Source organism: Streptomyces sp. NPDC002076 (assembly GCF_053593835.1).
This window is the reverse complement of record NZ_JBSFDI010000003.1, coordinates 539,598-546,656: the sequence shown is the minus strand read 5'-3', so window position 1 is coordinate 546,656 and position 7,059 is coordinate 539,598. Positions and strand designations below refer to the sequence as shown.

At 71.2% G+C, this 7,059-nt stretch carries 4 protein-coding genes and 2 pseudogenes; 2 read left to right on the top strand and 4 right to left on the bottom strand.

Translation table 11 applies throughout. The annotated features are described in order from the left end of the window. The 3 genes and pseudogenes from ACWCQS_RS09645 to ACWCQS_RS09635 all read right to left on the bottom strand — a co-directional run. Positions 1-713, bottom strand: a pseudogene (locus tag ACWCQS_RS09645) (hypothetical protein); the annotation flags it as partial. A gap of 262 nt (positions 714-975) precedes the next feature. Beyond that, positions 976-1,752, bottom strand: a complete 777-nt coding sequence (locus tag ACWCQS_RS09640) for a TIGR03936 family radical SAM-associated protein (protein ID WP_451003914.1) — start codon at positions 1,750-1,752, stop codon at positions 976-978. A gap of 46 nt (positions 1,753-1,798) precedes the next feature. Next, a pseudogene (locus tag ACWCQS_RS09635) lies at positions 1,799-2,155 on the bottom strand (hypothetical protein); the annotation flags it as partial. 481 nt (positions 2,156-2,636) lie between these two features. Between ACWCQS_RS09635 and ACWCQS_RS09630 the strand changes: the two are divergent. Both ACWCQS_RS09630 and ACWCQS_RS09625 read left to right on the top strand, forming a co-directional pair. After that, positions 2,637-4,388, top strand: a complete 1,752-nt coding sequence (locus ACWCQS_RS09630; RefSeq protein ID WP_451003913.1) for a hypothetical protein — start codon at positions 2,637-2,639, stop codon at positions 4,386-4,388. Further along, the gene (locus tag ACWCQS_RS09625) at positions 4,389-4,856 is read left to right on the top strand and encodes a hypothetical protein (RefSeq protein ID WP_451003912.1); all 468 of its coding nucleotides are present in this window, start codon (positions 4,389-4,391) and stop codon (positions 4,854-4,856) included. Between the two features lie 202 nt (positions 4,857-5,058). Here ACWCQS_RS09625 and ACWCQS_RS09620 read toward each other — a convergent pair whose 3' ends face one another. Continuing rightward, entirely contained in the window at positions 5,059-6,996 is a 1,938-nt protein-coding gene (locus ACWCQS_RS09620; protein ID WP_451003911.1) for a TIGR03960 family B12-binding radical SAM protein, read from the bottom strand. Positions 6,997-7,059: the final 63 nt, after the last annotated feature.

Genomic DNA, 7,059 nt, shown 5'->3' with positions numbered 1-7,059 from the left:
GGCCGCCGGTGTTCATGCCGTTGCCGTACAGGGTCATGCAGCCGGACAGGATCGTGATGATCGTGAAGCTGACCCCGAAGTTGGCTCTGCCGGACAGCAGCGGGGGCGGTGGTTTCCGCAGCGAGCGGGGCCCCTGCGGCCTCCTCCGTCACCGGGGCCTCATCGGCTCCCGAAACAACCGCGGTCGGCGTGGAGACGGTGCGCGTGGCGCGGCGGCGGACGCGGCGGGGCGCGGCCTCCTCGCCGGAGACGACCTCGCCGCCTTCGGCGACGGGCTTCTCGGTCTCAGCGGCGGATGCGGCCGGAACGACGGTCTCGACGGCCTCGGCGGACACCGGCGCGCCGGCAGGCGCGGACGCGCGACGCGTGGCACGGCGGCGCGGACGCGCGGCGGGCTCGGCCTCCTCGGCAGCGGGTGCCGGGACGTCCTCGACCGCTTCCGCCTGCGCCTCAGCGCCCAGCACAGCGGCCTCTTCGGCCTCAACCGCCTCTGCTGCTTCTTCAGTTGCTTCAGCCTCAGCGGCCTCAAGGACCTCGGCGACCTCGTCGGACTCGGCAGCCGGTATGGCCGGCACGGTCACCTCGGCGGGAGCCTCGGCCGCGGCCGGCGGTCCAGCCGGGCGCGAGGCGGCGCGGCGACGCCTGCGCGGCGGCAGGGTGTCGCTGGGAGTGTTCAGTTCGGAACCCTGGTTGGGTTCGGTCGGTTCGAGCATGCGGGCGTTTCTCCCGTCAGGCTCCCGGGCGCCGCGCCTGGTCCGGCGTCGGTCTCGATGGACCGTCCGCCGTTGACGTCCGCGGCCCGCGTCGTACGCGAAGGCCGCCGTCCGGGGCGCGGGCGCCGCACGGGAGCACTCTGTGTCCTGTCTCGCCGGTTCCGTACGCCTTGTCGGTACGGCCTGGCGAAAGTCTTCTGGTCGGTGCGCTGCCCGACCCAGGTGGCTCCCGAGTACGAGGGCGGCGCTACGACGTCCGTCCCTACGCGGGACCTTCCGGCGTCGGCGCCGTCGCGGCGGCGGCCGGTGCGGCCGTCAGGGCCTCGGCTGCCTCGCGGTCGGGCGCGAGCGGGTCGGTCACCGTGCCGGTCTCTTCATCGAACAGCCCCTGCGCCAGCCTGGTCACCGCTGCGGGGACCGGCGGCGCCAGGTCGGCCACGGCGCGGAGACCGGACAGGACGTCGTCGGGTCGTACGGCAGGCGTCACGTGCCGAACAACCAGCCGCAGTATCGCACAGGGCTGGTCGCTAGGCCTATCAGCCGGTGAACCGTGCGTTTCCAGGCTCACCACGGCCGGGCGGGTGTCGAAGGTGCGGACGCCGTTCTTGGTCATCCGCTGGACCTCGACGGTGCCGGCCCGGTTGAACGCGTCGACCGCGCGCTCGGCGTCGGCCGGGTCGACGCCGTCCAGCCGCAGCTCCCAGACGGAAGCCGTCAGCCGGTCGGCGAGGCCCGGGGTCCGCGCCTCGACCGCCTCGATCACGTCGAGCCCGGTGGGCAGCGACTCGTCGAGGAGGACGCGCAGGGTCTCCGGGTCACGCGCGACGGTGAGCGCGATCTCCAGGTACTCCGCCTCACTGCCCGTGCCGGTGGGTGCGGCATTGGCGTACGACACCTTCGGGTGCGGCGTGAACCCGGCCGAGTACGCCATGGGCACCTCGGCGCGGCGCAGCGCACGCTCGAAGGCGCGCTGGAAGTCTCGGTGGCTGGTGAACCTCAGGCGGCCGCGCTTGGTGTAGCGCAGTCGGATGCGCTGCACCGCGGGTGCGGGCGGCGGGCCTTCGGGCTGTCGCTTGCCCAGTGTCCTAGTCCTTCGTGAGTGCGGTCGTACTGCTACCAAGAGTACGTGTCGCGGGCGCCTGAGGTTCCCGCCGGTCCCCCGCGGCCGGCCGCGGGGGCTCGCCGAACAGCATCCGCCGGAAGTCGGCGCGGGCCTGCCGTACGCTGTCGCGGGCGCTCGTGAGGGCCTCGCGGACGGCCCGGCCCACCACGCGCGCGCCCTCGCCGGCGGGGCGCAGGACGCCGTCCCGGACGAGGTGGCCGACCGGGGTGAGGACGGTCCGGTACACCCGGCGCAAAGGCTCCACGAAGATCCACCGGAAGAGGGTCCCGAGCGCGCAGCCGACGGCCCGCGAGATCCGGCCGGCGATCCGCCAGGCGTGCCGGTCAGCAGCTCGGCGGTGTCCACCAGATCCGGTGCGACGCCGTCCAGCACCGAGCGTACGAAGCGCCACGCCACGGCGACGTTTTCCGGCGCGCCGGAGACAGGCGCCGCGACGGCACCCCGGGAGGAATCGGGCTGCCCATACCGGCAGGGTGCCCAACTACACCCACCCGAAAAGGGCAGGTACCTGGCTCAGCACCGGGCACTCGGCGACCTCCGCGCGCCACTGGCCGCGGGCCGCGTGCACACCGGGCGGGCTTCGAGTGGGCGCTTGCGCACGGTCCGGTCCGCCTCGAAAAAGTTCGGTTTCCCGCGACGGACGCCGCCTGCCTCCTCGTAGAGCAGACGAAGGCACCACCCGTACCGCTACGCACCACCACCCCTGGTCCGACTCGCGAACCTACGAGGTACCTGTGGCTTTCCTTTCGACACTCCGTCTTCACCGCCACCCGCGGTCGCAGGGGCGTCTCGTCGTCGGGTTGCTGGCACTGATCGCCGGAACCCTGCCGAGTGTGCCGGCCGACGCCGCCACCCCGCCCTCCGGATCGGTCAGCGACACCGCGCCCACGACCACGTGGAGCGCCGGTCCCTTCGCCGTCCCGAACGTCTCCGGCACTACCGGGACGGTGAGCTGCGGGACTGCGCAACCCTGCGACGACTACGCCCTGAAGGTGTCGGTGCCCGTGGGCTACGACACCGGTCACAGCCTGCGCGTCGACGTCAAGTGGCCGGACTCCGCCGCCGACTTCGACCTGTACGTCCTCGACGCGGACGGCCGCGAGGTGGCCGCCTCCGCGTCCTCCAGCGACCCGGAGACCGTGCTGCTTCCGGCGGTGACGGCGTCGTACACCGTGCGCGTGGTGCCGTACGCCCCGCTCGGCGACAGCTTCACCGGCACCGCGAGCCTGGTCGCCGATCCGGCCGATCCGCCGCCGAGTACGGCGACCCCGCCGATGTACGCGAACTCCTCGGCACCCGACAGCATCAAGGACGCGCACAACGCCGGCGAACCCTCGATCGGCGTCGACCGCGCGACCGGTGCCGCGATGTTCCAGGCGTACACCTCGACGCTGAAGGTCACCTACGCCGGCGCGGGCGGCGCCACCTGGCAGGACAAGAGCGCCGACGCGGCCAGCGGCTGTCCCCAGGGCAGCACCACCAGCCTCGACCCGATCCTGTTCACCGACCCGGCCACCCATCGCACCTTCGAATCGCAGCTCGCCGGCAAGACGGCCCTGACCTGCTACACCGACGACGACGGCGACACGTGGACACCGACGGGCGGCTCGGGCATCAACTCCGGAGTCGACCACCAGACCATCGGCGGCGGCCCCTTCGCCCCGGGCGGGCCCGGCGCCATCACGTCGTACCCCAACGCCGTGTACTACTGCTCCCAGGACATCGCCGACGCCTCCTGCGCGGTCAGCCGGGACGGCGGCCTGACGTACGGGCCCGCCGTTCCGATGTACTCGCTGCTGGACTGCGGCGGGCTGCACGGGCACGTGAAGGTCGCCCCGGACGGCACGGTGTACGTGCCCAACAAGGGCTGCGGCGGCAACCAGGCGGTGGCCGTCTCCGAGGACAACGGGCTCACGTGGACCGTCCGCAAGAACCCGTCCAGCATCCCCGCTGACTCCGACCCGAGCGTCGGAATCGGCGCCGGCGGGACTGTGTACATGGGCTACCAGAACAGCGACGGCACCGCGCGGATCGCCGCCAGCCACGACAAGGGCAAGACGTGGCTGTACGACCAGAACGTCGGCGCGTCCCTCGGCATCAAGAACATCGTCTTCCCGGCCGTGACCGCGGGCGACGACAACCGTGCCGCCTTCGCCTTCCTGGGCACCACCACCGGGGGCAACTACCAGGACACGGCCAACTTCAAGGGCGTCTGGCACCTGTACGTGGCCACCACCTACGACGGCGGCCAGTCCTGGGTCACCGTCGACGCCACCCCCACCGACCCGGTGCAGAAGGGGTCCATCTGCACGGGCGGCACCACCTGCGGCCAGGACCGCAACCTCCTGGACTTCATCGACGTCACCCTCGACGCACAGGGCCGCGTGCTCGCTGCCTACGCCGACGGCTGCACCGGCACCTGTGCCACCGGCGGCACGCAGAACTACGACGCACTGGCCTCCATCGCCCGCCAGTCCTCCGGCAACACGCTGTACGGCGCGTACGACGCCGTGGTCGCCGGCAAGCACAAGAAGTCCACGGGAGGCCGCTAGGTGAAGCCGTTCGCCCCGGCTGCCGTGCTGCTCGGCGCCGTCCTCGTCCTGGCGGCCGTCACCGGATGCTCGCCCACGCCCCGGAACGCCGGGCCCCTGCGTCCGACGCCGTACCCGGCCGCCTCCGCGCCCGGCGGCTGCCCCACCGCTGCCTCACTGCCGCTTCCCAAGGACTTCCCGGCGGATCTGCCGGTGCCCGAGGGCGCGGTCGTGACCTCGGTGGAACACCGCACCGACGGCCGACTGATCGTCGCCACGGTCGTACGGAGCGGCTTCGACGCGACCCTGGCCTTTCTGCACAAGCGGCTCCCCAAGGCCGGATACACCCCGAAGGACGGTGAGGTGGAGAACGACGACGCCGAGTCGAACTTCTCCACCACGACCGTCCGGGGCCGCTGGACGCTGCGGAAGATGCCCGACTGCGAGGGAGGGGTTTACCTGACGTACCTGACGTCTGCGGTCTCCTGAACTCGACCCGGCCGAGGCCTCTTCCCGGCCGGCGGAACCGCGAGTGGCCACCTTTCGCGGCGAGCGGCGCCGCGTGCGCCATCGGCCGAAGGGTGGCCCCTCGGACTGGAAGACAGCTGGTGAACGGTGTGCCGCGAGCAGGCGCAGTCTCATGACCGATTGACGCGCTGGTCACGCAGCCCACTCACGTCCGCCGCCCGTTTCAGCTGGTCGGAGACTTCTTGACCGTCAGAGGCAGCAACTTCTTGCCGGTCGGGCCGATTTGTATGGCCGTGTCCATCTGCGGACACACGCCGCAGTCGAAGCAGGGTGTCCAGCGGCAGTCCTCGACCTCCGTTTCGTCGAGGGCGTCCTGCCAGTCCTCCCAGAGCCAGTCCTTGTCCAGGCCGGAGTCGAGGTGGTCCCAGGGCAGGACCTCCTCGTAGGTACGCTCGCGGGTGGTGTACCAGTCGACGTCCACGCCGAAGGGGGCGAGCGCCTTGTCGGCGCAGGCCATCCAGCGGTCGTAGGAGAAGTGCTCGCGCCAGCCGTCGAAGCGGCCGCCGTCGTCGTACACCGCGCGGATGACGGCGCCGATGCGGCGGTCGCCGCGGGAGAGGAGGCCCTCGACGATGCCCGGCTTGCCGTCGTGGTAGCGGAAGCCGATCGAGCGGCCGTACTTCTTGTCGCCTCGGATCTTGTCGCGGAGCTTCGCGAGCCGGGCGTCCGTCTCCTCCGCGCTCAGCTGCGGGGCCCACTGGAAGGGGGTGTGGGGCTTCGGGACGAAGCCGCCGATCGAGACCGTGCAGCGGATGTCGTTCGAGCCCGAGACCTCGCGGCCCTTCTGGATGACGTGGGTCGCCATGTCGGCGATCTGGAGGACGTCGTCGTCGGTCTCCGTCGGCAGGCCGCACATGAAGTACAGCTTCACCTGGCGCCAGCCGTTGCCGTAGGCCGTGGCGACCGTGCGGATCAGGTCGTCCTCGGAGACCATCTTGTTGATGACCTTGCGGATGCGTTCCGAGCCGCCCTCCGGGGCGAAGGTGAGGCCCGAGCGACGGCCGTTGCGGGTCAGTTCGTTCGCCAGGTCGATGTTGAAGGCGTCCACGCGGGTGGAGGGCAGGGAGAGGCCGATCTTGTCGTCCTCGTAGCGGTCGGCCAGGCCCTTGGCGATGTCGCCGATCTCCGAGTGGTCCGCGGAGGACAGGGAAAGGAGGCCCACCTCCTCGAAGCCGGTCGCCTTGAGGCCCTTGTCGACCATTTCACCGATGCCCGTGATCGAGCGCTCGCGCACCGGGCGGGTGATCATGCCGGCCTGGCAGAAGCGGCAGCCGCGGGTGCAGCCGCGGAAGATCTCCACCGACATGCGTTCGTGGACCGTCTCGGCCAGGGGAACGAGGGGCTGCTTGGGGTACGGCCACTCGTCCAGGTCCATGACCGTGTGCTTCGACACGCGCCAGGGGACACCGCTCTTGTTCGGGACCACGCGGGCGATACGGCCGTCCGGCAGGTACTCGACGTCGTAGAACGCCGGGACGTACACCCCGCCCGTCCTGGCCAGGCGGAACAGGGCCTCCTCGCGGCCGCCGGGGCGGCCCTCGGCCTTCCACTCGCGGATGATCCGGGTCATGTCGAGCACGGCCTGCTCGCCGTCGCCGATGACCGCCGCGTCGATGAAGTCGGCGATCGGCTCGGGGTTGAACGCCGCGTGACCGCCGGCCAGGACGATCGGGTCGTCGTCCGTGCGGTCCTTGGACTCCAGGGGGATTCCGGCCAGGTCCAGGGCGGCGAGCATGTTGGTGTAGCCCAGCTCCGTGGAGAAGCTGAGGCCGAACACGTCGAATGCCTTCACCGGGCGGTGACTGTCCACCGTGAACTGCGGGACGCCGTGCTCGCGCATCAGCGCCTCCAGGTCCGGCCACACGCTGTAGGTGCGCTCGGCGAGGACGCCCTCCTGCTCGTTGAGGACCTCGTAGAGGATCTGGACGCCCTGGTTGGGCAGGCCGACCTCGTACGCGTCCGGGTACATGAGCGCCCAGCGGACGTCGCACTCGTCCCAGTCCTTGACGGTGGAGTTGAGCTCTCCGCCGACGTACTGGATCGGCTTCTGCACGTGCGGGAGCAGAGCTTCGAGCTGCGGGAAAACCGACTCGACAGGCATCTCGCGAACCTTCGTGAGCTGACGGGGGTGACCATCAAGCCTAACCCGCCCGGCGGGCTCCCC

Excerpts from the sequence above, each read along its gene's own strand:
- ACWCQS_RS09620 (WP_451003911.1), bottom strand. The coding sequence starts at position 6,996 with ATGCCTGTCGAGTCGGTTTTCCCGCAGCTCGAAGCTCTGCTCCCGCAC.